This window comes from Lactococcus protaetiae (genome assembly GCF_006965445.1).
In the GTDB taxonomy this organism is placed as follows: Bacteria; Bacillota; Bacilli; order Lactobacillales; family Streptococcaceae; genus Lactococcus; species Lactococcus protaetiae.
The window spans coordinates 1,295,990-1,322,494 of record NZ_CP041356.1 but is presented as its reverse complement, the minus strand read 5'-3'; the positions used below and the strand labels follow the sequence as shown (position 1 = coordinate 1,322,494).

General features: G+C 38.4%; 21 protein-coding genes, 1 other RNA gene and 2 pseudogenes. 10 read left to right on the top strand and 14 right to left on the bottom strand.

Translation table 11 applies throughout. The annotated features are described in order from the left end of the window. Positions 1–22 precede the first annotated feature (22 nt). The 9 genes and pseudogenes from FLP15_RS06495 (at position 23) to FLP15_RS06455 (ending at position 9,584) form a co-directional block, all read left to right on the top strand. Positions 23–904 carry a helix-turn-helix domain-containing protein gene (locus FLP15_RS06495; protein ID WP_142766439.1) on the top strand — a complete coding sequence of 294 codons (882 nt, stop codon included), beginning with the start codon at positions 23–25 and terminating at the stop codon, positions 902–904. A 218-nt stretch (positions 905–1,122) separates the two neighbouring features. After that, positions 1,123–2,249, top strand: a pseudogene (locus FLP15_RS13445) (isochorismate synthase). Between the two features lie 13 nt (positions 2,250–2,262). Next, positions 2,263–3,912: a 2-succinyl-5-enolpyruvyl-6-hydroxy-3-cyclohexene-1-carboxylic-acid synthase gene (gene menD / locus FLP15_RS06485; protein ID WP_142766438.1), complete on the top strand. Its 1,650-nt coding sequence runs from the start codon at positions 2,263–2,265 to the stop codon at positions 3,910–3,912. Then, the gene (locus FLP15_RS13070) at positions 3,909–4,244 is read left to right on the top strand and encodes an alpha/beta fold hydrolase (RefSeq protein ID WP_223804747.1); all 336 of its coding nucleotides are present in this window, start codon (positions 3,909–3,911) and stop codon (positions 4,242–4,244) included. Before menD ends, FLP15_RS13070 begins: the two co-directional genes overlap by 4 nt. Then, complete coding sequence (locus FLP15_RS13065; RefSeq protein WP_223804746.1) at positions 4,211–4,738, top strand: hypothetical protein; 528 nt, start codon at positions 4,211–4,213, stop codon at positions 4,736–4,738. The genes FLP15_RS13070 and FLP15_RS13065 overlap by 34 nt, the downstream gene beginning before the upstream one ends. Positions 4,739–5,058: 320 nt before the next feature. Next, complete coding sequence (gene menB / locus FLP15_RS06475; RefSeq protein WP_120771288.1) at positions 5,059–5,901, top strand: 1,4-dihydroxy-2-naphthoyl-CoA synthase; 843 nt, start codon at positions 5,059–5,061, stop codon at positions 5,899–5,901. A 210-nt stretch (positions 5,902–6,111) separates the two neighbouring features. Next, on the top strand, positions 6,112–7,467 hold the full coding sequence (gene menE, locus FLP15_RS06470; protein ID WP_142766437.1) for an o-succinylbenzoate--CoA ligase: 1,356 nt from the start codon (positions 6,112–6,114) through the stop codon (positions 7,465–7,467). Further along, positions 7,464–8,588: an o-succinylbenzoate synthase gene (gene menC, locus FLP15_RS06465; RefSeq protein ID WP_142766436.1), complete on the top strand. Its 1,125-nt coding sequence runs from the start codon at positions 7,464–7,466 to the stop codon at positions 8,586–8,588. The genes menE and menC overlap by 4 nt, the downstream gene beginning before the upstream one ends. Positions 8,589–9,170: 582 nt before the next feature. After that, on the top strand, positions 9,171–9,584 hold the full coding sequence (locus FLP15_RS06455; protein ID WP_142766434.1) for a PaaI family thioesterase: 414 nt from the start codon (positions 9,171–9,173) through the stop codon (positions 9,582–9,584). Between the two features lie 376 nt (positions 9,585–9,960). Here the strand turns inward: FLP15_RS06455 and FLP15_RS06450 are convergent, their stop codons facing one another. From FLP15_RS06450 to FLP15_RS06385, 14 genes are all read right to left on the bottom strand, one after another. Further along, the gene (locus FLP15_RS06450; protein WP_142766433.1) at positions 9,961–10,956 is read right to left on the bottom strand and encodes a LacI family DNA-binding transcriptional regulator; all 996 of its coding nucleotides are present in this window, start codon (positions 10,954–10,956) and stop codon (positions 9,961–9,963) included. A 560-nt stretch (positions 10,957–11,516) separates the two neighbouring features. Further along, complete coding sequence (locus FLP15_RS06445; RefSeq protein ID WP_142766432.1) at positions 11,517–13,727, bottom strand: glycoside hydrolase family 31 protein; 2,211 nt, start codon at positions 13,725–13,727, stop codon at positions 11,517–11,519. Positions 13,728–13,771: 44 nt separating this feature from the next. Continuing rightward, positions 13,772–14,410, bottom strand: coding sequence for a YesL family protein (locus FLP15_RS06440; protein ID WP_142766431.1), 639 nt, complete (start codon positions 14,408–14,410; stop codon positions 13,772–13,774). Between the two features lie 455 nt (positions 14,411–14,865). After that, the gene (locus tag FLP15_RS06435) at positions 14,866–16,419 is read right to left on the bottom strand and encodes a type 2 periplasmic-binding domain-containing protein (RefSeq protein ID WP_142766430.1); all 1,554 of its coding nucleotides are present in this window, start codon (positions 16,417–16,419) and stop codon (positions 14,866–14,868) included. Positions 16,420–16,487: 68 nt separating this feature from the next. Then, positions 16,488–17,393, bottom strand: coding sequence for a carbohydrate ABC transporter permease (locus FLP15_RS06430; protein ID WP_142766429.1), 906 nt, complete (start codon positions 17,391–17,393; stop codon positions 16,488–16,490). Between the two features lie 9 nt (positions 17,394–17,402). Next, positions 17,403–18,320 carry an ABC transporter permease gene (locus FLP15_RS06425; protein WP_190288378.1) on the bottom strand — a complete coding sequence of 306 codons (918 nt, stop codon included), beginning with the start codon at positions 18,318–18,320 and terminating at the stop codon, positions 17,403–17,405. A 473-nt stretch (positions 18,321–18,793) separates the two neighbouring features. Then, an RNA gene (gene ffs, locus FLP15_RS06420) (signal recognition particle sRNA small type) lies at positions 18,794–18,879 on the bottom strand. A gap of 14 nt (positions 18,880–18,893) precedes the next feature. Then, positions 18,894–19,361, bottom strand: coding sequence for a tRNA adenosine(34) deaminase TadA (gene tadA, locus FLP15_RS06415; protein WP_142766428.1), 468 nt, complete (start codon positions 19,359–19,361; stop codon positions 18,894–18,896). After that, positions 19,362–20,300, bottom strand: coding sequence for a metallophosphoesterase (locus tag FLP15_RS06410; RefSeq protein WP_142766427.1), 939 nt, complete (start codon positions 20,298–20,300; stop codon positions 19,362–19,364). Continuing rightward, a complete protein-coding gene (locus FLP15_RS06405; RefSeq protein ID WP_142766426.1) occupies positions 20,288–21,040 on the bottom strand; it encodes an MBL fold metallo-hydrolase in 753 nt (250 codons plus the stop codon). The genes FLP15_RS06410 and FLP15_RS06405 overlap by 13 nt, the downstream gene beginning before the upstream one ends. A gap of 586 nt (positions 21,041–21,626) precedes the next feature. Then, positions 21,627–22,736, bottom strand: a complete 1,110-nt coding sequence (locus tag FLP15_RS06400; RefSeq protein WP_142766425.1) for a vitamin B12 independent methionine synthase — start codon at positions 22,734–22,736, stop codon at positions 21,627–21,629. 661 nt (positions 22,737–23,397) lie between these two features. Further along, positions 23,398–24,090 carry a Crp/Fnr family transcriptional regulator gene (locus FLP15_RS06395; protein WP_142766424.1) on the bottom strand — a complete coding sequence of 231 codons (693 nt, stop codon included), beginning with the start codon at positions 24,088–24,090 and terminating at the stop codon, positions 23,398–23,400. After that, positions 24,080–24,628 carry a DNA-binding protein gene (locus tag FLP15_RS06390; protein ID WP_142766423.1) on the bottom strand — a complete coding sequence of 183 codons (549 nt, stop codon included), beginning with the start codon at positions 24,626–24,628 and terminating at the stop codon, positions 24,080–24,082. Before FLP15_RS06390 ends, FLP15_RS06395 begins: the two co-directional genes overlap by 11 nt. 374 nt (positions 24,629–25,002) lie before the next feature. Next, positions 25,003–25,233 (bottom strand): heavy-metal-associated domain-containing protein, encoded by a 231-nt coding sequence (locus tag FLP15_RS06385; RefSeq protein ID WP_142766422.1) that lies wholly within the window; start codon positions 25,231–25,233, stop codon positions 25,003–25,005. A gap of 241 nt (positions 25,234–25,474) precedes the next feature. On the opposite strand from FLP15_RS06385, the pseudogene FLP15_RS06380 reads away from it, so the two are divergent. Further along, positions 25,475–26,466 (top strand): annotated as a pseudogene (locus FLP15_RS06380) (zinc-binding alcohol dehydrogenase family protein). Positions 26,467–26,505 lie beyond the last annotated feature (39 nt).

The window sequence follows — 26,505 nt, the reverse complement described above, 5'->3', positions numbered from 1 at the left end:
AAAAAAATTTTAAAATTAATCAATGGATAAAAATTATGGTGCTGTTTTTAAAATTCTCCGATTACAAAAGGGATTCTCAATTAAGGAATTGACCGATAGTAATATTTCTCAATCTACATTATCTAGATTTGAAAATGGACAAGTGAATCTCTCAATTGACAAGTTTTTTCACCTTCTCTCAAAAATGAATCTCTCGCCTCAGGAATACTTTACTCGATTAGAGGAAACGACTGGAACCTCTTATTCAATTTCAATGCTTAATATTATTACTGCACTTGACAATAGAAATTATCTTGAAATTGAAACATTTTTAAAAAATTTAGAGCGACAAGGGCATAGTTCTCCTATTTCTCGCAGTCTCCAACTGCAGATAACAAGTATTAAAGCACTCCTTCATCAGATTGATTCCAATTATAAAATTGATGAGAGAGAAATTTTTAATCTTAAACAATACTTACTTTCTACAAAAACTTGGGGAGAGTTTGAAATCCAGCTTTGTGGCAGAGCCTTTTATCTTTTTGATACAGCAGATTTACGATTATTTTTACAGCGCTTATTAGACCCTTTCAATTATTCAGTTGTGACATTCAATATCCGTTTATATACTTATATCGCTCTAGTAAATCTTACTGATACGTTACTTTATAAACAAGAATATGACCTTTTAGACAGAGTAGAAAAGTATCTGAGTGTCAATCCATTTCCAGAGCATTATATTTTCCAAAAAGGAACCCTACAATTTAAATTAGCGCTTTTTCATTTTTATACGAAAGATAAGGAGGAAGCACTATTAGAAATGCATGAGATTGTAACTGCGTTTAAGGTGCTTGGTGCTGAAGCTTTTGCTTCTCGTTTAAGGGAACAAATTCCAGAGTTTGATACAGAGAATTTTAATCAAGAATAAAAAAAGACCGCACTGGTCTTTTTTTTGGATTCACATAAAATTAAAATCCTCTGCTTATTAACAGAGGATTTTAATAGCAGGATTTGAAATCTTGGAAATTTTGTCATCCTAAGAATATTTTATCACAAAGTTTTGGTCTATACAAATACACTTTTTAAAGCTACAAAGTTTCCCCCTTTACTATGTCCTGTGTTATAATTCATATTGGTATTTAAAAAATGAACTATATAAAAACAAATTTAATATTAAATCATCCCTTATCTTTTTGGGCCAATTTTGAGAGCGGAGAGCGTTTCTTTTGGTATGACAGTGCGCAAAATCAGTTGATCATAGGTTGTGAACGTCTTGAAGCAATCGAAGCGCCTAATGCCTCCTATCCTTATGCTTTCTACACTCAGAGTTTTTTTAATCAAGTTAAAGGGAAACTTTGGGAAGATTTTGGTGGAGAAACTTTAGTTTTCAAACATTATTTTGTAAAAAATAATCATGAATCCTATATGCTTTCAGTCGACGGGACTCCTGAAATTAAAGAAGGAAAATTTCCGCTCATCACACACCATGTAACCGAAAAATCTTCTGATTTTGAGTCATGGGAAATACTTTTTAACAAAATTCAAGAAAATTTTGCCCAGCATCGTAGTGAAAAAATTGTTGCTTCACGCGAACTTGAGTTTACTTCTGGTACTGGTTTTAATGTTGAAAGTATCTTGCAAAAATTAATCGCTAATAATCCTGGTTGTTTCATCTTCGCTTATCAAAAAGAAGAAAAAATCTTTCTTGGTGCTTCCCCAGAAATTCTTGTTAAAAAACAGGAAGAAAAAATTCTAAGTTTTGCTTTAGCAGGAACAATGCCTAGGCTACCTTTGAATGATACAGCCCTTCTCCATGATTCTAAAAATTTGCATGAACATAATATTGTAGTCAAGAAAATTCGTCAAAGTCTTCTTGAACGTGCAGAACGTGTGACAGTGGGTCAGACGAGTATTATGACATTAAAAAATGTCTATCATCTCAAGACAGTGCTAACTGCAGATAACAAAGATGGTTCACTCATTGACTGGGCCAAACATCTCCATCCAACTCCTGCACTAGGGGAGAGCCTAAAGATGAGGCACTAAATTTTCTCAGGAATTATGAAACCTATGAACGTGGGCTTTACGCAGCTCCTATTGGTGTTATTGATGCTAAAGGAAATGGGACAATCGTGGTTGGAATTCGTTCTGCACTCATTGAGGGGAATACACTTCATGCTTATGCAGGTTGTGGTATTGTTCCAAGTTCTGATTGTCTTGATGAATTTAATGAAACAAAAATAAAATTAAAAACAATTTTAGAAGCTTTATGAGAGAAAGATAATAATGACTAATGAATATTTGGCTCCTTTTGTAGATGAGCTATTTAATTTGGGAGTACGCGAGGCAGTATTTAGTCCTGGTTCGCGCTCAACAGCACTCGCTATGCTTTTTGAAGAATATCAACAATATGATACTTATGTTGATATTGATGAACGTTCTGCTGCTTTTTTTGCTCTGGGTATTGCTAAGGCAAAGCATCGTCCTGTTGTACTTGTTTGTACTTCTGGCTCTGCTGGCGCTCATCATTTCCCTGCAATCACTGAGGCAAAAGCGAGTCGTATTCCACTGATTGTACTAACCGCTGACCGTCCCTCTGAGTTACAATTCGTCGGCGCACCTCAGACAGTTGATCAGACAAGATTTTTTGGTCATTTTGTGAATCACTATGAAAATCTTGAAGCTCCTCAGGAAAAAAACTTTTGGACTTATCCTAGGCAAGTCGCACAGCGTGCCTTCTTGGCTGCGATAGATACTCTTGCTGGACCTGTACAGATTAATGTTCCCTTGCGTGACCCACTTGTACCTGAGCTAAATTCTAAATATTATGCGCAAGGACGCTCTGTCCATCCTTTCCGAGTCGCATCTTCCAAAATCATTGCAACATTTGATGAATCGATTTTTTCTAAGAAAACTTTAATTTTAGCTGGACCTGATACTTTATCAGACTATCATGCAGCCGTTTTAAAATTGGCAGAGCGGCTTAAAGCACCGATTTTAGCTGACCCTTTATCAAATCTGCGTCAAAGTAATCATCCTAATATCATTGATAGCTATGATGCTTTTTTGACGGATACTGAGCTAAAGATATCATTGAAACCTGATGTTATCTTACTCTTTGGACAAATTCCTGTTTCCAAACGCGTTCAACAATTTATCCAACTTCATGCAGATAGTGAATTTGTTCAAGTTGACCCTTCACTTTCTTATCGTAATCCTTCACAAACGACAACATATATGGTCCAAAGTGATGTTCAATCTTTTGCTGAATCCATTCATTTTATAAACAGAGATCCAACCTATTTGAAAAAATGGCAGGAATCACAACAACAGATGAGAGAAAAATTAGATACTGTTACAAGTGAGCCAAAAGCTTTTGAGGGACGCTATGTCTATCACATACAGGAAAATTTCCCTGAAAACGGACAAATGCTGATCTCAAATAGTATGGAAATCCGTGATGTTGATTATTGGTGGAAAAAAAGAAAATCAACAGCACGCCTTTTTGGAAATCGTGGCGTAAATGGAATTGACGGTACAGAGTCAACGGCACTTGGTTTGTCAACCACTGGCCGTCCTACCATTCTTTTAACTGGCGATTTATCAATGCTCCATGACCTCAATGGTCTAATCATTGGTAAAACTCACGCACTTAATCTAACGATTGTCCTTTTCAACAATGATGGTGGTGGAATTTTTCATCATTTGGCGCAAAAAGGTGTTCCGAATTTTGATTATCTTTTTTCCACACCTCATGGGCTAGATTTTTCAGCTTTGTCAGTACTGACAGGTTTGGATTATCATTTGATTGATAGTTATGACGATTTTGACCAAATTTTCAAGAATTCTGTCGCAACCAGCGGTATTCATTTGCTGGAAATTAAAACGGATAAAGACCTTAGTCTTACACTTCATAAGAAATACACTGAAAAATGAATTTTACTGAACAAATTTTTGAAATTAACGGCTTAAAATACGCGGTAAAAACTCATGGCAGCGGCAAACCTCTTTTTGCACTTCATGGTTTCTCGGAGGACTCTAGCACGTGGGATTTGCTTGATGTTTCAGGCTATCAGATTTTTGCCATTGACCTTATCGGACACGGACGTTCATCAAAACCTCGCACGCTTTTACCTTATAGACTCGAAAATATACTGACAGCCCTTCATCAACTTTTCTGTCAGTATGCTGACGGAAAACCTTTTAGTCTTCTTGGCTATTCAATGGGAGGCGGATGGCGCTACGCTATTGTCTTGCTTTTCCATTAGCTCCTGTCGAGCATTTAATTTTAGAATCAACAGGAAGTGGATTGGCATCAGATATTGAACGTGAAAAGCGGCGAATTTCTGATGAGGCGCTCGCTCAAAAGATTCTTACAAATGGCTCAAATTGGTTTGCTGATTTCTGGGGAAATTTAGCCCTTTTTGATAGTCAAAAAAAGCTGTCAGAGCGCTTACAGCAGCAAATCTGGCAACGTCGCGCTGCAAATGCTCCTCACGCACTTGCTAACACACTGCGTGCAACTGGACAAGGTCAACTTAAAGATGTTTCTGATAAAATTGATAAAATAAACACAGAGCTCCTTTATCTTTCGGGAACATTGGATACCAAATATACTCAGATTGCAAGAGAAATTTTTGCTCCCTATCTTCATGTTAAAACAGTCAATATTGAGCATGTTGGCCATAATATCCATCTGGAAAATCCTGAGATTTACAATAAAATACTGACAGAATATTTGTGTTATAATGAAAAGGAATGATTTTTTGTCATCTCCACTTCGCTACACTGTCCATCCTCGCTAAGGTGCTGAAGCACCTAGTCGGAATGGTAATCTTTGAATTTCGTCCGACTAAATTCAGTGGTGAGTTGCCCTTTTATCAGTCGAATTGCCTTTTGCTCTTGCTGCTTTAGCAGCTAAGCAAACGGACAGCGTAGCGCAGCGAAGATAGCGACTAGAGAAAATGGACAAATGTTTTACGAAACTCCCACTGAATAAGTCTTGACTTCATCGCGTAGCCCAAAGGGCGGAGATAGCACGCACTTACTTCGATAAAAAAATACTAATAAAAGGAAAAGTTTATGTCAAAATTTAACTGGGTTGCGCTTAATCGCAACTACGAAGATATTATCTATGAAACATACAACGGTATCGCAAAAATTACGATTAACCGTCCAGAAGTCCGTAATGCTTTCCGTCCAAAAACGGTGGTTGAAATGATTGATGCCTTTAGTGTGGCACGTGATGATACAAATGTCGGTGTCATTATCTTGACTGGAGCAAATCACGGAAAAGGTGAAGACAAAGAAGCTTTCTGCTCTGGTGGTGACCAAAAAGTGCGTGGCAATGGTGGATATGTTGGTGAAGACCAAATTCCTCGCCTAAACGTACTTGACCTTCAACACTTAATCCGTATCACTCCCAAACCTGTTATTGCGATGGTTAATGGTTTTGCAATCGGCGGTGGGCACGTTCTCCACATTGTTTGTGACCTCACTATTGCATCAAGCAATGCAAAATTTGGGCAAACTGGACCTCGCGTTGGTTCCTTTGATGCTGGGTATGGCGCAGGTTTACTCGCTGCCATGGTGGGACAAAAGAAAGCACGTGAAATCTGGTTCCTTTGTCGTCAATATACAGCCCAAGAAGCAATGGATATGGGAATGGTTAATACTGTCGTGCCATTTGACCAACTTGAAGAAGAAACGGTCAAATGGGCTGAGGAAATGCTTGCACTCTCACCAATGGCACTTCGAATGCTCAAAGGCTCAATGAACGCTGCTACTGATGGTTTAGCTGGTCTTCAACAGTTTGCAGGAGATGCAACATTGATGTTCTATACCACCGATGAAGCCAAAGAAGGTCGTGATGCCTTCAAAGAGAAACGTAAGCCTGATTTTGACCAATTCCCTAAATTTCCATGAAACAAAAATGCATAAGCAAGCTTTGTACTTGTGACCTGACTTGCGGCTTTGCTGTTTACTTGGTGTAGGTCGTTCATGACAACTATAAAATGTAGAAAGTAGCTAAATTCACATCACTCACTTCTGTCAAATAGAGGCGAAATTTCCTTACTAGATAGAGTGATGTGTCAATTCAGCGCTTTTTTTGCGCTTTTTTGTTAAAATTTTTATATGAAATGGTTAAAAGAACAAGCTGAGAAACGGCCCAATCAAGTTTTTTTGAACGAACTGACTTTCAAAGCTATTTACAATCAAACAAAGCAAATGGCGGAACATCTCTCAGAAATTGTTGCCTTAGAATCTCGAGTAGCTCTGCTTTCTGAGAACTCAGTAGAAATGGCGATTGTCCTCTTTGCATTACTAGGTTTAAATAAGGAAATATTACTTTTAAATACTCATCTGACAGAGCATGAGTTGAGCGAACAACTCGATGAATTAGAGATAAATTGCGTTTTTACATCTGATGATTTAGTGGGAAAAGTTGCAGGAAGTATCAATTTTTCAAAAATTAAAGATACTCCTTCCAAAGAAGCCGAATTGGAACAGAGTTTTTCTGATGATAAAATTGCTGTCATCATGAACACGAGTGCAACGACTGGAAAATTCAAATCTGTTCCAATTACTTGGGGGATGATTTCCAGTCATGTCAAAGCTTCACAGCTTACCATAGGTTTGCAAGAAAAAGATAACTGGCTGGTCGTCCTACCTATGTTTCATGTCAGTGGACTTTCAATCATCATGCGCTCGCTTTATAATGGAACTGCCACCACAATCTTATCTAAGTTTGATGAAAATGAGATTTTACAGCTTATTGATGAGCATAAGATTAATATGATGTCACTTGTCCCTACAATGTTAAATCGGATGATAGACAAAATGTCTAAAGGCAATTTGCGGATGATTTTGCTGGGAGGTGAGTTTATTCCTCAACCTTTGATTTCAAAAAGTCAAAAACTTGGACTTCCTGTCTATAAAACTTACGGGATGACGGAGAGTTTTTCACAGTCTGTTACCTTTAATATCTTAGAATTTCCTGAGAAAATATCATCTGTTGGTCGATCCCTTCCTGATGTTCAAATCGAAATCCGACATCGAGACAAGACAGGTGCAGGCGAAATTTGGCTACAATCTCCTATGCTTATGAAGGCTTATCTAGGTAAAGCTCCCTATGGTGAGGCTTTTGATACTGGCGATATTGGTTATTTGGATACTGATGGTTTTCTCTATGTGCTAAATCGGAGAAAAGATATCATCATCTCTGGTGGGGAAAATATTTATCCCAAAGAAATCGAAGATTTGGTCTATCTTCTTCCAGAAATCCGTGAATGTGCAGTAGTACCAAGAATTGATACGACTTGGGGTCAAGTCCCTGTGCTTTTTGTTGTAGGTGACTCCTCTGAAGAGAAATTACTTCATTTTATGGCAAATAAATTAGCAAAATATAAGCTTCCTCATGAAATTCATTTTATGGATAGCTTACCTAAGAATGCTTCTGGAAAAATATTAAGAAAAGATTTAAAAGTATGAAAATAAATCGTATCACACTCTCTCATGTCCAACTACCAATGAAGTTTAATTTTAAAACAGCTAAGGGAGAGGTTAAGTACCGTGACACCATTATTTTAAAGGTTGAAGACGATATAGGTTTGGCTGGGTTTGGAGAAGTTGTTTCATTTACCACGCCATTTTATACCTCTGAAACTTTTGACGCTTCTTGGGAAAAATTAGAAAAAGATTATATCCCTAAGCTTTTGGCTCATTCCATTTCTCATCCATTTGATATTCATCAATGCTTTGACAATGCTTCACCTATGGCGATTGCTGGACTTGAAAATGCACTTTTAGATTTATATTTCAAAGAAAAAAATGAGAATTTAATCGTTGGACTTTTCCAGGAAAAATTACAAGAAAAAATTCCTCGTGGTGCTGTCCTAGGTGATATGCCACTTGAACAACTTTTCAAAGAAACTGACCAACTTGTACAATCTGGAGTTGGTCGAATCAAGGTAAAAATTAGTCCTAAAGATGGATTTGAACGGACAAAGTTACTTGTAGAGAAATTCCCTCAAATCCGCTTTGCAGTGGATGCCAACAGAAGTTTTTCGCTTAATGACTGGGCAGAAATTAAAAAATTTGACCAACTCAATCTGGTTTGTATCGAGGAAGCTTTTGATATTATGCATCTGTCAGAACTGACAGAAATTTCATCACGACTAGCAACGCCGCTTTGTTTTGACGAATCTGTCCAAACGCTGTCAGAACTGACAGAAATTGCAAAATTACCTGGAAAAACTATGCTTAATATTAAAATTGGTCGTCTTGGTGGGCTTTATCAGACGATGAAAGCGATTGATTTTTGTCGTCACCGGAAGATTGGTTTCTGGGTAGGAAGCATGGTGGAGTCTGGAATTTCTAAAATTTTGCATGTGCAACTTGCCGCTTTAGCTGGAAATGTAATGGCTGGAGACCTTTCTGATTCTCAGCATTATTTTGATGAGGATTTGATTAACCCTGAAATCTCCTTTCCTAATGGCTGGATGTTAGTGCCAACTGGTGTAGGGATTGGAGTTGCTGTCAATGAAGATGCGTTTTCACGTGCTACAATAAGAACAACTGAGTTCAGAGTGCCAGAAATCCGTAAAATTTAACTTGGCAAGCGCTTGCTATCTCCGCCTCCTTTGGAATCCCTTGTCCATTCGCTCTACTGCCTATGGTCTTAGCGGTTTGTGACTTTAGCCACTTAGCGAGAACCATTGCGACTCGGTGCTTTGCCTTTTGCTCTTGCTACTTTAGCAGCTAGCTTCGCATGACCATTGGCTGTAAGGCACTAAAGTGCCAACGCCAAATGGCAATCAAATGGACAGCGGAGCAACGAAGTTGCGGAGACCGTTCGTAGAACGGCGCGCGAAGCACGTAGCACGTAGCACCGTAGTGAGCATGGATACCCGTGGTGTGGACAGCAGATAGAACGAATGGATAACGAAGTGAAACCGAGGTGTAATCTGTTAAGCAGACCATTGCAGCTTCAGCTGCGTACAGGTCGATTGCGATTTGAACTTGCCACTTTAGTGGCTTAGTGAAATCGACAGCGTAGCAAAGCGAAGATAGTTGTGTTGCACCTAGAGGTTGTACCCTAACATTGGTGAGGGAAAATCCTCCACCATGAAGTAATCACCTCAAGCCTCATAACCTCCAATATTATTTCACATCTTGAGAAAGGAATTTTTCCTATGAATATGATTGAACAGCTGAATATCAGTGACTTTGAGCTATTTACTGACCAGACAAACAGCTCTATCAGTACTGACAAAAGTGCTAAATATTTTGTCAGTCGCATGATACTTTCTGATTTTCATGCTCAACCCCAAGGTTTTTTGAATGGCGGTGCAACGCTTGCTTTTTGCGAAATTTCGGCAGGAATGGCAAGCAATCAACTGATTGTACCACATGAATTTGCCGTCGGGCAGACCATCACTGCTAACCACCTACATCCTAAAAAAGCGCAAGGTTTTGTCATCGCAAAAGGACAACTTCTGAGAAAAGGTCGACACACTCACGTCTGGGAGATTAAAGTGACAGATGAAAAAGAGCAATTGATTGCTCAGGTCACTGTGGTCAACGCAATCGTGCCTAATACTGTTTAACTTTTAACTTAGCAAGTGCGTGCTAATTCCCCCACCTCTATAAGGTGGTGGGATAAGCAGCACTAAGCTCTGCTTTCGTTCTACTAACATTGGTGGAGGAGAAAGAATCCCCACCAATGAAGTAATCACTTCAACCCTATGGCTTTTACGTTTTCACGCAACCCCATTCTTGCGCTTGTCATTTCGCCTTGCCAGCTCTGCTGGATTGCGATTTGAACTTCCGACTTTATAGGATAGCCATTGGCGCTAAAGCAGCAAGAGCAAAAGGCAATATATCTGCAGTTCTTCTAATAATTCTACTGCGTAAAATTAAAGATAAACTAGTATAAAAAATGAACAAAACAAAAATCCTGCCAGGGTGCGACCTGATAGGATTTTATTTTTCAAGTTTTCTCACACTATCACGCTCAATGAGCTTGCTGTCTGAGTAAAAGTCAGCTGAACTTCCTTTTTCAATAGAAGCAATCAAATTCAACATCGAAATTTCGCCTTTTTCAATCTGATTAATTGCAAGCGTAGTCAATTTTGGTGAGATAAATTGGTCAAATTGAGCATTATCCACACCAATAATTGAAATATCTTTAAAAATCTGGTTTAAATTTGCTGCCAAAATATCTGCTGTTGCATAAATTGCCGTAAAAGGCTGCTCCATGAGGTAGGGTGCAACACTTTCTAAAATCGCTTGATAGCTAGGATTTGGCGTAGAGAGCAGTGTAATTTCTCCTTTAAAATATTTCAAAAAAGCATGATATCGTTTCTCAATGACGCCAGGCTCCGCTTCATCAAACTCAAAGCTATAAAAAAGCACACGCTCATGACCCATTGCATTCAAATAATTCGCAACCGTTTCCGAAATTTTTTCTTCATCTGTACCAATAAAGTTTCGTGCTTTCTCTTCTAAAACTTGATTTTCTTGCCAATAAGTATCAATGTAGCTGACCGGAGTTGAGATAGCTCGGTCAATTTTTACAAATTCTTTACTTGAGGCTCCAATCACAACAAAGCCCGCAAAGGCCCAATTTTGCTGTAAATCTTCAATTCCCTTTTTATTATGGACAGAATGAATCATCGTAAAGTAGCCTTTTTCATTTGCAACTTTTTTGATTCCTGTCAGCACTGACGAAATGAACGGATCTGTAAAGTCGGTTTCACCTGATGCTTTATAAAATAAAACACCAATTAATTTCGACTTTCCTGAACGTAGGTTTGATGCATTTTGGTTGGGAACATAGTGGTAGTCTTTGATTAACGCCTCTATTTTATTTTTTGTCTCTAGTGATACTCGAGCATTTTTGCCACGAATGACGTTAGAAACAGTCATCACGGATACATCAGCCATCGCAGCAATTTCTTTAAGTGTGATTTTTTTCATTATTTTCTTATTTCTATTTGTGCTGTTTCACTTTCAAATCCATTACTAGCAGATTTAGTAGATAAAATACAACTGTACCACCTTTTGCTCTTACCATTTCATCTTACCAGCTTTGCTGGATTGGGATTTGAACTTCTTTGCCACTACGACTAGGTGCCTTCTTTTGCTCTTACCATTTCGTCTTGCCAGCTTTGCTGGCTTAGAACGACTGGATAGCGGAGCGGAGCGGAGCGAAGATGCAAGCTTTAGCAGCTAGCTTCGCATGACCATTGGCTGTAAGGCACTAACAAATGGCAATCAAACGGACAGCGAAGCAACGAAGTTGCGGAGATAGTGAAATCGACAGTGTAGCGAAGCGGAGATAGAACGAATGGATAGCGGTTGCAAGCTTCACTAACGGAGTGAAATGAATGCAGACCTTTCACAGAACGGCGCATGAAGTACGTGCCTTGCGACAATTTGAAAAAGCGATGTTCTTCTTATTTGCAAGAGATAGTTTGTGTGCAACAGTATTAGAAGCTAAATTAAACCTCTGCATATCATTATACAGAGGTTTAACGTTATTTTCCACTATAAAGTAATTCAAATAAATTATCTTGTAAATCAACATTTTTTAAACTTTTGATAAAAGCAACTCGCTTATCAAACTCTGTCAGTACTGACAAACGATTAAAAATCTCGTCCTTATCAACATAATCAATTTCTGCAATATCCAAACGTCTAAATAAATTTTCCTTGAAGCCCCAGTCAAATTCGGCACTAAAAGTTTTTAAATCCAACTCAAAGTCTCCCATCAGATTTGTCGCAACCTCACGTCCTCCATAAATAATCGAGTGTTTACGGACTGACAAACTATCATCTTGCAAATCAGAACTTGTCAGCACTGACAGAATCCCGTCAGTGATGCTAGCCGTCGTTTTTCGACCATCTTCAAGCAAAACATACTGACCATCAGCACCTGGAAAGATTTTCCAAACTATTTCACTTGGTACTTCTTCATTCTTCAAAGGGTTTTTATCCATAGGGATAATGGCACCTGCCCTTGCAAATACTGGTATCTCAGTGATTTCTCGGAATACTTTTATCTCTACATCTCCATCATATCTTTGACCTGTAAAAAAATCGTACCAAATTCCTTTAGGAAGCCAAACTTCGACTCCACTCATTTGCAGCTCAATATTCATCTTCTTTGTTATTGGTGCAACCATCAGCTGATCTCCAAAGAAATACTGATTCGGATGCCGATAAGCCGCATCATCAAGCGGATATTCATAATAAAGCGGCTCAATCAGTGCCCGCCCTTCCTGTGCTGTCCTGAGATTTGCAGTATAAAGATACGGAATGAGTTCATGACGAAGCCTTAAAAAATTCTTCATTGATGCTGCAACAACCGCATCAAAATGCCAAGGTTCCTTACTCGTAAACTCTGATTTTGATGAATGTAAACGGTTAATCGGAGAAAACACCCCATATTGAATCCAGCGTAGTGTCAATTCAGCATCTTTTGAACCTTGCATGTGACCGCCAATATCATGACTCCACCAAGTATAGCCAATATTTGTCGCCGTACTTGTAAAATAAGGTTGAAAATCTAAGCTCGCCCATGAAATAACTGTATCTCCTGAAAATCCAATTGGATAACGGTGAGAGCCTGGACCTGCATAACGACTCAAAAGCATTCCATTTCCCGATTTCTTCAAACTATCTGCATATTGATAATGATTCAAGAGCCAAAGCGGATCTGCACCAGAGCTAGAAATGGCGCCCTGTTGCCAATCCAGCCACCAAAAGTCCGTGCCATATTTCTCTAAAAGTCCATGCACATCCTCAAAATAAGTGGCGCGAAACTCCGGATTATCAAAGTCAAACTTTGCTGCTTCTTCCAATCCTTTATCTAAATCCATCCGCTCAGCAACCACAGGATATATATCCTCAAAAGCTCGAATACCATCAGCAGGATGATCATTTAGCGTCACTTTTACACCACGTTGATGCAAAGCATTCAAAAATTTTTCTGGCTCTGGAAACAATTTCTTATTCCAAGAATAGCCTGTCCAACTTGAACCATATTTTGCTGGAACGTCACTGACTCGATGCCAATCCATGTCAATCACCGCAACAGACAAAGGAATTTTCTCAGCTGTAAATCGATCCATTAACGCCAAATATGAACCTGCTGAATATTCATAATAGCGACTCCACCAATTTCCCAGCGCAAAACGAGGTAAAGCAGGTGTCGGTCCTGTCAATAGATAATAATCACGCAAAGCCTTACGATAATCACGACCGTAAGCAAACAAATACAAATCAACACTACTGACAGAATGACCTGCAATGTCCCCATTTTCTGTCAGTACTAAACTGCTATCTGTCAGCACCGCATATCCATTTTTTGACATGATACCATCTTCTAATCGGCATGACCCATCAACCTTATCAAGCGTTCGCGTTGTTCCTCCCAAGTTATCCTCAATCTCTTCGCCAAAATACCAGCGGTTAGAGTAAACCGAGAAATTAAATTTTACATCCGCAAAGAGATTTGATTTTGAAAATTCACCACCTGTATAGTACAAATGCACAGAGGAAGTCAAAATCTCAAGCGAATTTTCCTTTTCAATCATATCAAAGTCCACAGCGGGAAAATCCCTATTTTGCACAATCTGCGTCTGACCTTCTTCAAATTGACCTGTTTCACTGTATTCAATCCGAATCAATTGCTCCGTCAGCACAGTAAATCGTGCCTTTTCAAAAATAATTTTATTATTCTTCATTTTTTTACCATTTATTTCTCACTGTCAGCACTGACAGAAAGCTGTCAGTCTGCTTTTTTATTTTTCTCTATTCTATCAAAAACTTGCTTAATCATTACTGCAGAAGCAAGATTTACTACTGCAAAGCCTCCAAAAGTAAACACATAAATCATTGTCAAAAGTGCTTCTGGACTAGAAATTGTAAAATAAATCACAAATCCATTAAAAACCAATAAAAATATTGTCTGAAATAAATTTTGTAAACTCAAAACGATGACGTTTCGCAACATCATTTTCATTGAATTTTCATACCGTCCCAGATAAGCAAATCCATAAATAGCCACCACAGCTAACAAAATAGCCAAAATCCCCGCAGCTACTCCCAGCAAAAATTCAACAGGAATCGGCAAACGATTAATCAATCGAAAATCTGCAAACAAAATAAATACAAGCAACAAAATTCCCATCCAAAGTAAAGTTGCCTGTTTAAAATTCTGCTTAAAAACCCGAAAATAGTCGCGCACCAACCCTGATTCACGATGCCTCAAGATTTTCTGCAAATTAGTCTGCAAAGCACACAAACTCGCACCTATCGTAATGAGCGGCAAAGCTGTCAGAATAAACAACGTATTCAAAATCACAAGATCTGTGACACGCGCCATCACCCGCATTACAGGACTACTAACATTGAGTAATTTTCCCATTTTCTCCCACCCTCACTAAGAAAAGTCAGAGGTAGGAGGAAACCTCTGACAATACAACTCATTAAAGTTGTTTGGAAACTCGTTTTGCTTTTGAAAGCGAACTAGCTTTGCGTTCATTTAATCGCCACTTCGCCTTGTGACTTCAGTCGCTTGCGATTTAAACTTCCGACTTTATAGGATAGCCGTTTGCGCTTTAGCGCTTATGGATATGCTAGTTGTTTCATCTAGTCGGTTGCCACTGCGACTAGGTGCTTTGCCTTTTGCTCTTACCATTTCGTCTTGCAAGCTTTGCTTGCTAAGCAAACGGACAGCGAAGCAACGAGGTTGTGGAGATAGTGAAATCGACAACGTAGCAAAGCGGAGGTAGAGCGAATGGACGTTGGAGCGAAGCGGAGTGGCGTAAAAGCCGAGCGCCAAAGCGTAGTTCGCCGAAAAAGCAGAGTTTCTAAACACGACTACTTATTAACTTGTTTTTCATACCGTTTGTAAGCATCATTTTGGATTTTCATAAACTTGTCCAATCCCATCGCTTTCAGTTTAGATTCATAAGTTGACCAATCTTTATCTACACCACCTTTAGTAACCCATTGCGCCTGCATTTGTGCCGCATAAGCACTCAACTGTTGATAAACCTGAGCAATAGTATTCAACTCTTTACTTGTGTATTGGACATTTGGAAAGGCAGGTAATGCATATTGCTTCAACGTTGCATCCATTTTAAGTTTTAAAGCATCTCCATTGTTTTGATCTTGATAAGTGACTTTACTGTTGTCCGCTTCTGACCAAACTTTTGGTCCAAAGTCACGAAGTGAGTTAATCCAAGCTTGAGTATCCGCTGAATTTTCGCCAGTAGGTTTTAATACTGTGTATCCATCCGCTGTTTTCTCTGTACCCACTCCAAATTCACCATAATAGTTTTGGATTGAAGCATCTTCTGTGTAAAAACTATCTAGCCATTTCATCAAGGCTTTAACATTTTTAGCATGTGTCGTAACCAATACTTCATTACGACTTTGGTTAAAATGATCTGGATCACTCATCACATATTGTTTTCCGTCAGGTCCCTTGAGTGCAGGCAAAGCAACATAGTCCTTAGCGTTCGCACCAAAATTTGCATCTGCTGTCCAACCTGCAGCTACACCCACTTTTTCGGTGGTCGCCATCATTTTGTTTTGTGCCTGAGTTGTTGTTTCTGTAAACATTTCAGGGTCAATCAATCCTTTGGTATAAGCTTCATGCATGGCTTCAATTCCGGCTTTATATTCCTCTGTATCGTAAGCCCAAGCAACTTTACCATCATAAAGCTCCATCCCATTTGTACCCGCAGCACCTAGACGATTATTGAAAGGTAAGATATAAGAAAATACTGGATCCCAGTTTCCTGTCGCATAAGGAATACTTCCAGGAATTTTTTCCTTAAATTGCTCTAACACATTGACAAACTCGTCATAAGTTGTTGGCATCTTCAAACCAAGCTGAGTCAACCACTTTTGATTGATAAACAACTGATTCGCAATTGTTGGACGCATTGGAGCAATCTTAGGAAGACTGTAAATCTTGCCATCAGGACTTGTGATTGTTGCCTTCATCTCTGGATTATCCTTCAACATTTTCATCAAATTTGGCATATCTTTTTCATTAATATACTTGCTCAAATCAATAAAATCATTCTGATTTTGCGCAATTTGTTGGTCAGTAAAAGTATTACTTCCCATAAAAACATCAGGTAGATTTCCACTTGAGAGGATAGTTGCTTTTTTATCTGCCCAATTCGCATCCACATAAACATCCCAATTCACCTTGATTCCTGCCTTTTTAGCAAGCTGATTAGGGAATTTTTCAAAATCTGTTCCCCAATCTGCCCACCGATCTGTTGCCACGGTAAAATTCTTGTTGGTTGTATTAGATGAATTACTTTTTGCCTGACCACTTCCACAAGCTGAGAGTAGAGTCACAGCAGCAAGGACTGTAACAGTCCCAATCCCAATAGCAATCTTACGATTTTTCATGATAAATTTCTCCTAAATTTATAATTTAATTTTGATTCCAATCTTTTCTATTTCAGAGTAATAGAAACTCATTCTTTGATAGCCCCAACCATCACCCCTTGATTAAAATATTTCTGTAAGAATGGATAGACTAACATAATAGGTAATGTGGAAATAACAATAGAAGCATATTGCATCATCTGAGAAGTTTGTGCCAACTCACTTGCCATAGCACCTGTGGTTTGTGTCTGTAAAGTTTGATTCATAATCAACAACTGTCTGAGTAAAAGCTGTAAGGGCTGCAAATTTGGATTAGTCAAATAAATTAAAGCATTAAACCAGGAATTCCAAATACCTACCGCTGTCCATAAACCTATAACAGCTAAGATTGCTTTTGATAAAGGAAGTACAATCGTAAAGAAATATCGAATAGTTCCACTACCGTCCACTTGAGCTGCCTCCCATAAACCCTCTGGAATAGACTCCTGAAAGAAAGTTCTAGCCACAATAATATTATAAGGAGATACAGCAAATGGGATAATCATCACCCAAATCGTATTAAGCAGGCCAAAATTTTTAGTCACCAAATAAATCGGGATCAAACCGCCTGTTACAAACATTGGAATAACATAAAGAAGTGAAATCCATTTTCTTCCAAACAGGTCTTTTCGCGTCAATGCATAAGCTACTGGAATATTGACCAGTAAACCAAAAGCCGTACCCGCCAAGGTATAGAATATCGTATTAAAATAGGAGCGCCAAAGCAAGGGTTGTTGAAACAAGACTTGGTAGCCTTTTAAACTCCACGACTTGGGCCAAAACCATACCGCACCACTTGCCACATCTGCCGGATTTGAAAAACTGGCAATGATAACAAACCACAAAGGATAAATAATCACCAAAATTAGTAGAACAGATAAACCATAAACGACAAAATTAAAAATTTTTTCATTTAAAGTTGTCGGTTTCTTTACTTTTTTTATTTTGCTTGCCATTTTTATCCCCTAAAATAATCCTGTTTTAGTCAAACGGCGAGAAATAAAATTAACCGTTACAAGAACTACCAGATTGATGACGGTTTGAAATAAATTAATAGCCGTCGAATATGAATATTGAAATGATTGCAAGCCCACTTTATAAACATAGGTTGAAATGATTTCACTTCCAGGTAAGTTCAAAGGATTCTGTAAAAGTAACACTTTTTCAAAACCAATATTAAGAAGTTGACCCACCGTCAATATCAGCATAATCATCATCGTTGGAACTAAAAGTGGTAAATCAATCTTAATCATTTGTTGAAAGCGAGTCGCCCCATCCATTGTCGCCGCTTCATAATAAGTAGGGTCAATCGCAGATAGAGCTGCCAAATAAATAATTGAATTCCAACCCACATGCTGCCAAACATCTGACCAAACGTACATACTCGCGAAAGAATTTGGGTTTCCTACAATATCGGGCATTTTCAAGTTAAATAAATGTAAGAAATTTGCTATCATACCAGAGGAAGGTGAAAGAAATAAAAGCAACATTCCGCACATTACCATTGTCGAGATAAAGTGAGGCAAATAAGTCGTCACTTGAAAGAACTTTTTAAAAGCCTGAACTCGAATTTGATTACAAATCAAAGCTAAAATAATGGGGAAAGTAAATCCAATTGCTATACTGTATAGCGCAATTTTTAGTGTATTAAATATGGTTGGCAAAAATTGGTAAGAACTAAAATATTGCTGAAACCACATCAATCCCACCCAAGGACTTCTCCAAACTCCTAGAGCAGGCGAATAATTCTTGAAAGCCATCAGAAGTCCGTACATTGGGATATAAGCAAACATAATAAGTAAAATCGTTGCTGGAGCGAGCAGGAGATAGAGTGAGGCATTATTCTTTAATTTTTCCCTCAATATTCCTTTTTTCTTCCCCATTCTTTGCCCTTGAGCCATTTGTTCCATAAAATTTCCTTCTTTAAGTTTAACGTTAAATCTTTTTGATAAACCCATAATAAACCTAAATAAAAAAATTGTCAATAGTTAACTTAAATATCTCTAAAAACGTAAAAAAAATAACATTTTAAAGCAACCCAAAATAAAAAATACAGAATTTTATCTATATTTTTATTTCACATATAACAAAGGAACCCCAAAATTTCTCCATAAAATTGTGGACTGTGATGAATCGTAGTGAATTTAGACACTAGAAAAAATCCCATCTTTTTGTAAATATTATCATAATGAATCATTCATGAAAAATGAGGAAATGAAGTCAAGACTTATTCAGTGGAAGTTTCGTAAAACATTTGTCCGTTTGCTTAGCGCAGCGAAGATAGCGACTAGAGAAGATGGACAAATGTTTATCGCGTAGCCCGAAGGGCGGAGATAGCACGCACTTACTTCGATAAAACAAAAAAGAGCACATAAGCTCCAAACTTAGTGCTGCTACCGTCAGGTCCTGACACGCTTCGTAAGAAACTTATTGCTCCAAGGATATTATATCATAATTTATTTTTTTCGTCTATTCTTAAAAAAGTTTTGCATGATTGCTGCACATTCTTCCTTTAGTATGCCTGCTTCAACTTGAACGCGATGGTTTAATCGCTCATCTTCTAAAATTTGATAAAGACTCACAGTCCCACCAAACTTAGGATTAGTCGCACCAAAATAAACTTGTGGAATCCGTGCCAAACCAATTGCACCCGCACACATCACGCAAGGCTCAATCGTGACAAAAAGTGCACAATCCAATAGTCGCCAATTATTTACGACTTGATTTGCTGCTTCAATCGCACAGATTTCTGCATGATGAGTTGCTTTACCATCTAGTTCTCTACGATTAAAACCACGAGCAATAATTTCACCATCTTTAACAATCACACTACCTATGGGGACTTCTTCATTCCCTGCAGCCTTCTGAGCCTCTTTCAAGGCTTCATTCATAAAAAATTCTTTTTGTTCTAATGTAAAGTTCATTTATTCTAAAAATTTCTGTTGTTCAAGACAATAAATTTTGACTGGAACTGCTTCAAATTGCTTTAATGTACCGTTGACAATAGTATCGTCCAAACAAATATAGTTTGGATGTTTGCCAAATAACTTACCGCTGACATGCCCAATAAACACCTGAACATCAGCATTTGACACACCTACTGTTTTTGCAACACTATTTCGTCGTTCAAAAGAATCACCAGGCAAATGTTCCCAAAACAAATCAAATGTTGTCTCTTTTTTATAGGATAACTTCATCAATGCACTGTGTGATAATACCACCCATTGATTCCCGATTTTTTCGATCAACTGTTGGGGCTGACCAAAATTATTTTTCATTTCTGTCAGTAAAAATTGTCTGTCAGTAACTGACAGCTTTCTCCAATTCTCAAGTGAATACTGCCAGCCATTAGGCGGAGCTCCTTCATAAATATCAACTGCACCAATCGCACCAGAAAGTTGCTCCGCATCCGTTTTACCTCTATCAGCAAGTTGTAACCACATCTGCTCATGATTTCCCATCATGACTGTCACGTGATAACCCTCAGCTGGCAAAGTTTTCAGCAAATAAAGTAAAACATCAAAACCAAATCGCCCATGATCAATACTGTCCCCCAAAACAAAAAGTCGGTCATTTTTACTAAAATGGATATCTGTCAGTGTTTTTTTCAAACCTGCTAATCTTCCATGAATGTCAGAAACAAACAAATTTCGCTGATAATGCTTATCATCACTGACAAAGCGTGTTTTAGAACTGTCAGCACTTGCCTTAACTAATTGTTCAATCTGTGTCTTAGTTTTGGGAGGATTATAATCAATGACATTGCTTCGGATTTTGATAGAAACAAAGATAAGGGCTGTCAGCATAATGACAGAAATAATAATGAAGATTGGCTTTTTAAAATGCTTCATCAAAACTGCCATTTTTTATGCGGTACCGCCAAATCAGTGCTGACAACATTTCCTGCTGCCTCTCTTGCTTCTGTCAGTAAGATATCCAGATCACCAAACTGCGGCAAATGAGTTAAAATCAGTTGCTTAACTCCTGCTTCTCTTGCGATTTCTCCTGCTTCCCTAGATGAAAGATGATTAGGCATTTTAGACTTGTCTTTGAAAAAATAAACATCAGCAAGCAAAACATCTGCATTACGCGCAAAATCTTTTAGCGCTTCAAAATAACCTGTATCACCAGTGTAGACTAAGACCTGCCCTGTCCTACGTTCGCTAATTCTCATCGCATAATTTGTCACAGGATGTACCGTTTTTATAAAAGTAATATCAAATGGTCCAACCTTCGTTCCTTTTTCCACATCATAAGCATGACCTTCTGATACCTTATCCAAAGTTAATTTGCTAAATTCATATGCATTTTCACTATGTCCGTAAATTGGTAACATCATCCCATCCCATCCGTCTTGCCCCAGTGGATAAAGCTGGCGATATTGCCGCAAAGCTCCCAAGTCTGCAATATGATCTTCATGATAGTGGCTTAAAATAACCGCATCCAATTGAGTCGGCTGCAATTCATGCTCAAGCTCTGTTACTGCTCGTGAACCACAATCCAAAAGTAAATTAAAACCCGACTCTGATTGTAAAAGATAAGAAGTTGTGCCTGCATCTCGAGTTGGATATCCTCCCCAGACACCAAGTGCTGTTAATTTCATACGTTTCTCACTTTCTTCATTTTTTTCTCTAAGACCATTATAACAAAGCTTAGTAGATTTCGCCCAAGAAGCATTTTATCGAAGCAAGTGCGTGCTATCTCCACACTTCGGGCTACGTTGTCCATCCTCGTTACGGTGCTGAAGCACCTAGTCAGAATAGCAATCTTTGAATTTCGTCCGACTAAATTCAGTGGCGAGTTGCCCTTTTATCAGTCGCTTTAGCGACTAGAGAAAATGGACAAATATTTTACGAAACTCCCACTGAATAAGTCTTGACTTCATACTTTTTAACTTAGCAAGTGCGTGCTATCTCCGCACTTTTAGCTACATCATCTATCCTTGTGCCTAGTCGGAATCTCATTTCCCCTGCCAATGAAGTAATCGCTTCAAAACTTTTTCACATGATTACTCACCAAAAAAAGCCCAACAGAGCTTTTTTTATAGATGATTTATCGAAGTAAGCTATCTCCGCACTTCGAGCGGCTACGCTGTCCGTTTGCTTAGCGCAGCGAAGATAGCGACTAGAGAAAATGGACAAATGTTTTACGAAGCTCTCACTGAATAAGTCTTGACTTCATCCAGAATTTCAGTTCCAAATTTTATCAGCAATCGCTTTGATATGAGCAAGTTTTGCCCATTGTTCATCTTCTGTGAGCTGATTTCCTTCTTCTGTTGAGGCAAAACCACACTGAGTTGAAAGAGCAAGATTTTCAAGAGGAATAAATGTTCTCGCTTCAGCCAAGCGCTCATTGATGTCGCTCTCTTTTTCTAATTCTGGATGTTTTGAAGTAAATACACCAAGAACAATCAAGACATTTTCACGATTATTCCAAATTTCAGGCAACGGTGCAAAACTTCCAGATCTGGCATCATCGTACTCCAAAAAGAAAGTATCATAGTTTAATTGCCCCAAGTATTTTGCGACTGGTTCATAGCTCCCTTCAAAAAGATAAGTTGACTTGAAATTTCCACGGCAAATATGAGTGGACACACGCAAATCTTCTGGAAGCCCTTCAAGCACACGGTTTACGACATAAACAATGTCTTCACACATTTTGACATATTTTTCATGATTTTCAGGGTCATCCAAGAGTCTAGCAATCAAATAAGCCCATGTCGTATCATCAAGTTGGATATATCTGGCACCAAGTTCGTAAAAATGAAGTAATGTTTCATGATAAGCTGCTGCTAAATCATCCAAAAATCCTTCCCAAGTTGCATAAAATTCTGGCCAACGGTCTGAACGTCCGTCGCGATTAGGAATCAATGAAGGAGAAGGAATAGTGACCTTAGGTTCAACTCCTTCTGGTAGAACAGATTGTAAAAACTTAAAATCTTCAAAGAAAGGATGTTCAGGATTAAAAGCAATTTTTCCAGTCAACTCAATATTAGTTGTTCGTGTCTTTGTCCCATGAAATTTGTAAGAATCCTCTTGTTCATAAGTTCCAACACCATTCAATCCCCAAAGAAAATCAAGATGCCACCATGAGCGATTAAATTCGCCATCTGTTACGGCTTTAAGACCAACTTTAGCTTCATTTTTCACTAATTTTGTAATTTCTTCTTGCTGAACCTTTTTGAAATCTTCAAGTGAAATTTTCCCATCTGCGTAAGCTGTACGTGCTTCCTTTAATGCTTGAGGACGTAAAAAGCTCCCAACATGGTCAAAATGATAGTGTGTGTGAGTAGTTGTCATACTATTACCTAGATTCTAAATTATATATTTTCTACAATTTTATCAAAATAATATTGGTTTGGTCTTTGAAATTCTTAATGTTGTAATGCAAATATTTTATCGAAGCATAGTGTGTGCTATCTCCGCCCTCGGGACTACGCTGTTGATGCACCGTAGCGAACCATTTCGCCTTGCTGCTTTAGCAACTAAGCAAACGGACAACGAAGTTGCGGAGATAGTGAAATCGACAGCGGAGGTGTGACCTCATATCTTTGATGCGAGGTTGTGCCCAAACATCAGTAGGAGAGAAAAAATCTCCTACTGACGAAGGAATCACTTCAAGTTCATCGAAGCAAGTGCGTGCTATCTCCGCCTTACGGCTACGCTGTCGATGCTCGCTAAGGTGCTAAAGCACCTAGTCGCAATCGCAATACTCCGACCTCTTAGATCGGAGATAAAGCAGCACTAAGCCTTGAATTTCGTCCGACTGCCATAGGGCGTTGGCGCTCTTAGCGCCTAGGCTTCTTGGACAAGGTGACCTCATATCGAAGATGTGAGGTTCTACCTTAAATTCAGTGGCGAGTTGCCCTTTTATCAGTCGCTTTAGCGACTAGAGAAAATGGACAAATGTTTTACGAAACTCCCACTGAATAAGTCTTGATTTCATTTGGCATAATATTTGTCAAATATAGTCATCCTCAAGTTTTTCAATATCAAGAATTTCTACGTGTTTTCCATGACGTCTGATGTATCCACGATTTTCAAGTAACTTAAATTTTCTTGAAACGGTTTCTGGTGTAGTTCCCACAAAATTTGCTAAATCTTTCATCTTCATGGGCAGCTCTATTCTCTCCGAATTTGCAACTTTTGCAAGCTGCAAGAGATAGTTAGCCAGTCGACTTTCTATTGCTTCCATCATCAAAAATGAGGCTTGTTGTTCGATTGTTTCTGATTTCTTAGCGTTGATTTCTAGAAGTCTCAAACTTAATGCTGGATTTTGCATGAGGAGTTTTGTGAAATCTTGTCTTTTCAAGAAACAAACCGTTGTTTCTTCTAATGTTTCACCAAAAAGATTTTCATTTACTGCACCAAAAAGTGCATTTTCACCTTCATAACCACCTGCCTCAACAACGCGTAACAGCTGCTCTTTACCGTTCGTTGCGAGTTGGTACATCTTTAGTCCACCATGCGCAACAATCGTCAGTTGAGGACTTTGTTCTGGTGAAATGACTGTTTCCCCTTTTCCAAATACTCTATGGTGAACAAGCTGCTCTACTTCTTCAATTTCTTTTTCTGTGAGCGTGTTAAAAAGTGGTACAAGTTGAACACAATGGTGTTCACTGGGGTGTTCGTATTTTTTGGTGTTACAACACATCGTCCTCATCCTCATCTATAAAATCTTGAAGCGTTTTTCCTAAATCTGAAGCTAATACTCTAATCGTATGTTGGTTAAAACCGAGCAATTCAACTAAAGCTTGCTCCAAAGGAAATTTCTCCTCTTTGGTGGCTAATTTGATTGCGCGTGTAATGAATAAATTTTGGCTCATGAAATCTTGAATCAGATTTTCTATTCGTAATTCATCTTCTTCATATTTGAATTTTGCTGATTCATTGATAAATTTAGCATACTTTGTAAATTCATCCATCGTTGTCGGTATGACTTCCCCTACATCTAAAAGTTGCTCTGAGATATTGTAAAAATAGGCTTGCTCTTTCTCTTCAAGTTGCTTGAAGGTTGCTCTATTTTCACGATGTTTAGCATAAAGTACTGCTTGCATCAATTTCACTTGCTCAATAAATAAATTAGACAGAACATGGCTAGCCATTGCACCTGCAGTTGGTTGATGATGATCATGTTCTGCTTTGATGAGTTCTGCTTCGTATTTTTCTTCAATTGTTGATTCTTTTTTCATTTTTATTCTCCAACTCACGAGTTGAACAACAGACAAATAGGGATTTCTTTTTGATTTTAGCTCATTTTATCAAAATTTTCTTTATTTGGCTTATACAAACTGTGTCTTTATCAAAGCAAGTGCGTGCTATCTCCGCCTTACGGCTACGCTGTCGATGCTCGCTAAGGTGCTAAAGCACCTAGTCGCAATCGCAATACTCCGACCTCTTAGGTCGGAGATAAAGCAGCACTAAGCCTTGAATTTCGTCCGACTGCCCTAGGGCGTTAGTGCTTTAGCACTTAGGCTTCTGGGACAGGGTGACCTCATATCGAAGATGTGAGGTTGTACCCTAGATTCAGTGGTGAGTCGAAACTCCCACTGAATAAGTCTTGACTTCATGCTAGAGAGGTTATTTTTGTACTTTGGACTTCATAACCTAGTTTTTCAACCTCGCTGATTAACTCATCAGCAGTAACAGCGGTTTCATCAAACTCTGCTTTGACCTTACTTGCATTGAAAAGTACTTTGGCAGTGCTGACACCTTTTGTTTGCTTTATTGCACCTTCAATTTTTGCCATGCAAGATGGGCAGCTTAGTTCGTCAAGTTTCATGATAATTTTATTCATCTTTTCTCTCCTTTAGGTGTATTCCTTATTGATAAATTCATTATAGTATTTTTATTTGTAAAGAAACTTGATTCGTATCAAGATTTAATTTTTTGTCTGTACTAATTCTCCTATATCTCAACTCACTCGCTCTAGGATTGATTTTTTTGCGAGTGTGGTATAAACTTTACTTACAATGATTTCTTTTTAATTTTTTACCAAAGCTTTGCTGGTAATTAAACATATTTTGGAGGTTGAGGACATGAAAGCAATTGGTACAACTGGAAAATCAATTAATGATTTTATCGAATTTGAGCTTAAAAAACCAGAACTTAAAGCGCATGATATTCTAGTTAAAGTAGATGGTGTATCAGTTAATCCCGTTGATACAAAAATTAGGCATGGACTTAAAAACAACTTAGCTGAACCTAAAGTTTTGGGTTGGGATGGGATTGGTACAGTCGTTGAAATTGGAGAAGCTGTAACGCTTTTTCAGGTTGGTGACTATGTTTTTTGGGCGGGTGATGTTACGCGTTCTGGCTCAAACTCTGAGTTTCAAGCCGTTGATGAGCGAATTGTCGCACTTGCTCCTCAAAATTTAACTTCTGCTGAGGCAGTTGCAATGCCATTAACAAGTTTGACAGCTTATGAATTATTGTTTGAAAAACTTGAAATTACTGACAAGATGAATGGAAAATCACTGCTTATCATCAATGGCGCTGGGGTGTTGGTTCTGTTGCAACTCAGATGGCAAAAAACGCTGGATTAACCGTGATTGCTACTGCTTCCAACCAACGTGCGATTGATTGGGTCACTCATTTTGGCGCTGATTTTACTGTTAATCATCACAAGGATTTGGTTGAGCAAGTTCGTGGATTAGGCTTCGAATTTGTGGACTATATCTTGATTTTGAATGCTGTTTTGCAGCATGTTTCAGCAAGTTGTGAGTTAATTGCCCCACAGGGACGCATTGCGAATATTGTTGAACCTGGAGAGGCAATTAATCTGGATAAGTTGGCTCACAAATCTGCAAGTTTTAGTTTTGAGTGGATGTTCACAAAATCTGCTTTTATGACTGCGGACTTGCAAAGTCAACATGAAATTTTGACCAAGGTTTCGCAATGGCTTGATTCTGGAGCGCTGAAAACAACACTGACAGAAAATTTGGGTGCTGTCAGCACTGACAATATCCGAAAAGCACATGAAATGATTGAACAAGGCCGAACCATTGGTAAAATCGTTCTTTGTCAGTGACGGAATCACAAAGTTTTACATTAATTGCATTTGCTTCGC

Excerpts from the sequence above, each read along its gene's own strand:
- FLP15_RS13065 (WP_223804746.1), top strand. The coding sequence starts at position 4,211 with ATGGCGCTACGCTATTGTCTTGCTTTTCCATTAGCTCCTGTCGAGCAT.
- FLP15_RS06450 (WP_142766433.1), bottom strand. The coding sequence starts at position 10,956 with ATGAAAAAAATCACACTTAAAGAAATTGCTGCGATGGCTGATGTATCC.
- FLP15_RS06440 (WP_142766431.1), bottom strand. The coding sequence starts at position 14,410 with ATGGGAAAATTACTCAATGTTAGTAGTCCTGTAATGCGGGTGATGGCG.
- FLP15_RS06385 (WP_142766422.1), bottom strand. The coding sequence starts at position 25,233 with ATGAATAAAATTATCATGAAACTTGACGAACTAAGCTGCCCATCTTGC.
- FLP15_RS13070 (WP_223804747.1), top strand. The coding sequence starts at position 3,909 with ATGAATTTTACTGAACAAATTTTTGAAATTAACGGCTTAAAATACGCG.
- FLP15_RS06405 (WP_142766426.1), bottom strand. The coding sequence starts at position 21,040 with ATGAAATTAACAGCACTTGGTGTCTGGGGAGGATATCCAACTCGAGAT.
- FLP15_RS06455 (WP_142766434.1), top strand. The coding sequence starts at position 9,171 with ATGAATATGATTGAACAGCTGAATATCAGTGACTTTGAGCTATTTACT.
- FLP15_RS06495 (WP_142766439.1), top strand. The coding sequence starts at position 23 with ATGGATAAAAATTATGGTGCTGTTTTTAAAATTCTCCGATTACAAAAG.
- FLP15_RS06390 (WP_142766423.1), bottom strand. The coding sequence starts at position 24,628 with ATGAAAAAAGAATCAACAATTGAAGAAAAATACGAAGCAGAACTCATC.
- FLP15_RS06445 (WP_142766432.1), bottom strand. The coding sequence starts at position 13,727 with ATGAAGAATAATAAAATTATTTTTGAAAAGGCACGATTTACTGTGCTG.
- menC (WP_142766436.1), top strand. The coding sequence starts at position 7,464 with ATGAAAATAAATCGTATCACACTCTCTCATGTCCAACTACCAATGAAG.
- FLP15_RS06430 (WP_142766429.1), bottom strand. The coding sequence starts at position 17,393 with ATGGCAAGCAAAATAAAAAAAGTAAAGAAACCGACAACTTTAAATGAA.
- FLP15_RS06400 (WP_142766425.1), bottom strand. The coding sequence starts at position 22,736 with ATGACAACTACTCACACACACTATCATTTTGACCATGTTGGGAGCTTT.
- FLP15_RS06410 (WP_142766427.1), bottom strand. The coding sequence starts at position 20,300 with ATGGCAGTTTTGATGAAGCATTTTAAAAAGCCAATCTTCATTATTATT.
- menD (WP_142766438.1), top strand. The coding sequence starts at position 2,263 with ATGACTAATGAATATTTGGCTCCTTTTGTAGATGAGCTATTTAATTTG.
- FLP15_RS06425 (WP_190288378.1), bottom strand. The coding sequence starts at position 18,320 with ATGGGGAAGAAAAAAGGAATATTGAGGGAAAAATTAAAGAATAATGCC.
- menB (WP_120771288.1), top strand. The coding sequence starts at position 5,059 with ATGTCAAAATTTAACTGGGTTGCGCTTAATCGCAACTACGAAGATATT.
- FLP15_RS06395 (WP_142766424.1), bottom strand. The coding sequence starts at position 24,090 with ATGTGTTGTAACACCAAAAAATACGAACACCCCAGTGAACACCATTGT.
- menE (WP_142766437.1), top strand. The coding sequence starts at position 6,112 with ATGAAATGGTTAAAAGAACAAGCTGAGAAACGGCCCAATCAAGTTTTT.
- FLP15_RS06435 (WP_142766430.1), bottom strand. The coding sequence starts at position 16,419 with ATGAAAAATCGTAAGATTGCTATTGGGATTGGGACTGTTACAGTCCTT.
- tadA (WP_142766428.1), bottom strand. The coding sequence starts at position 19,361 with ATGAACTTTACATTAGAACAAAAAGAATTTTTTATGAATGAAGCCTTG.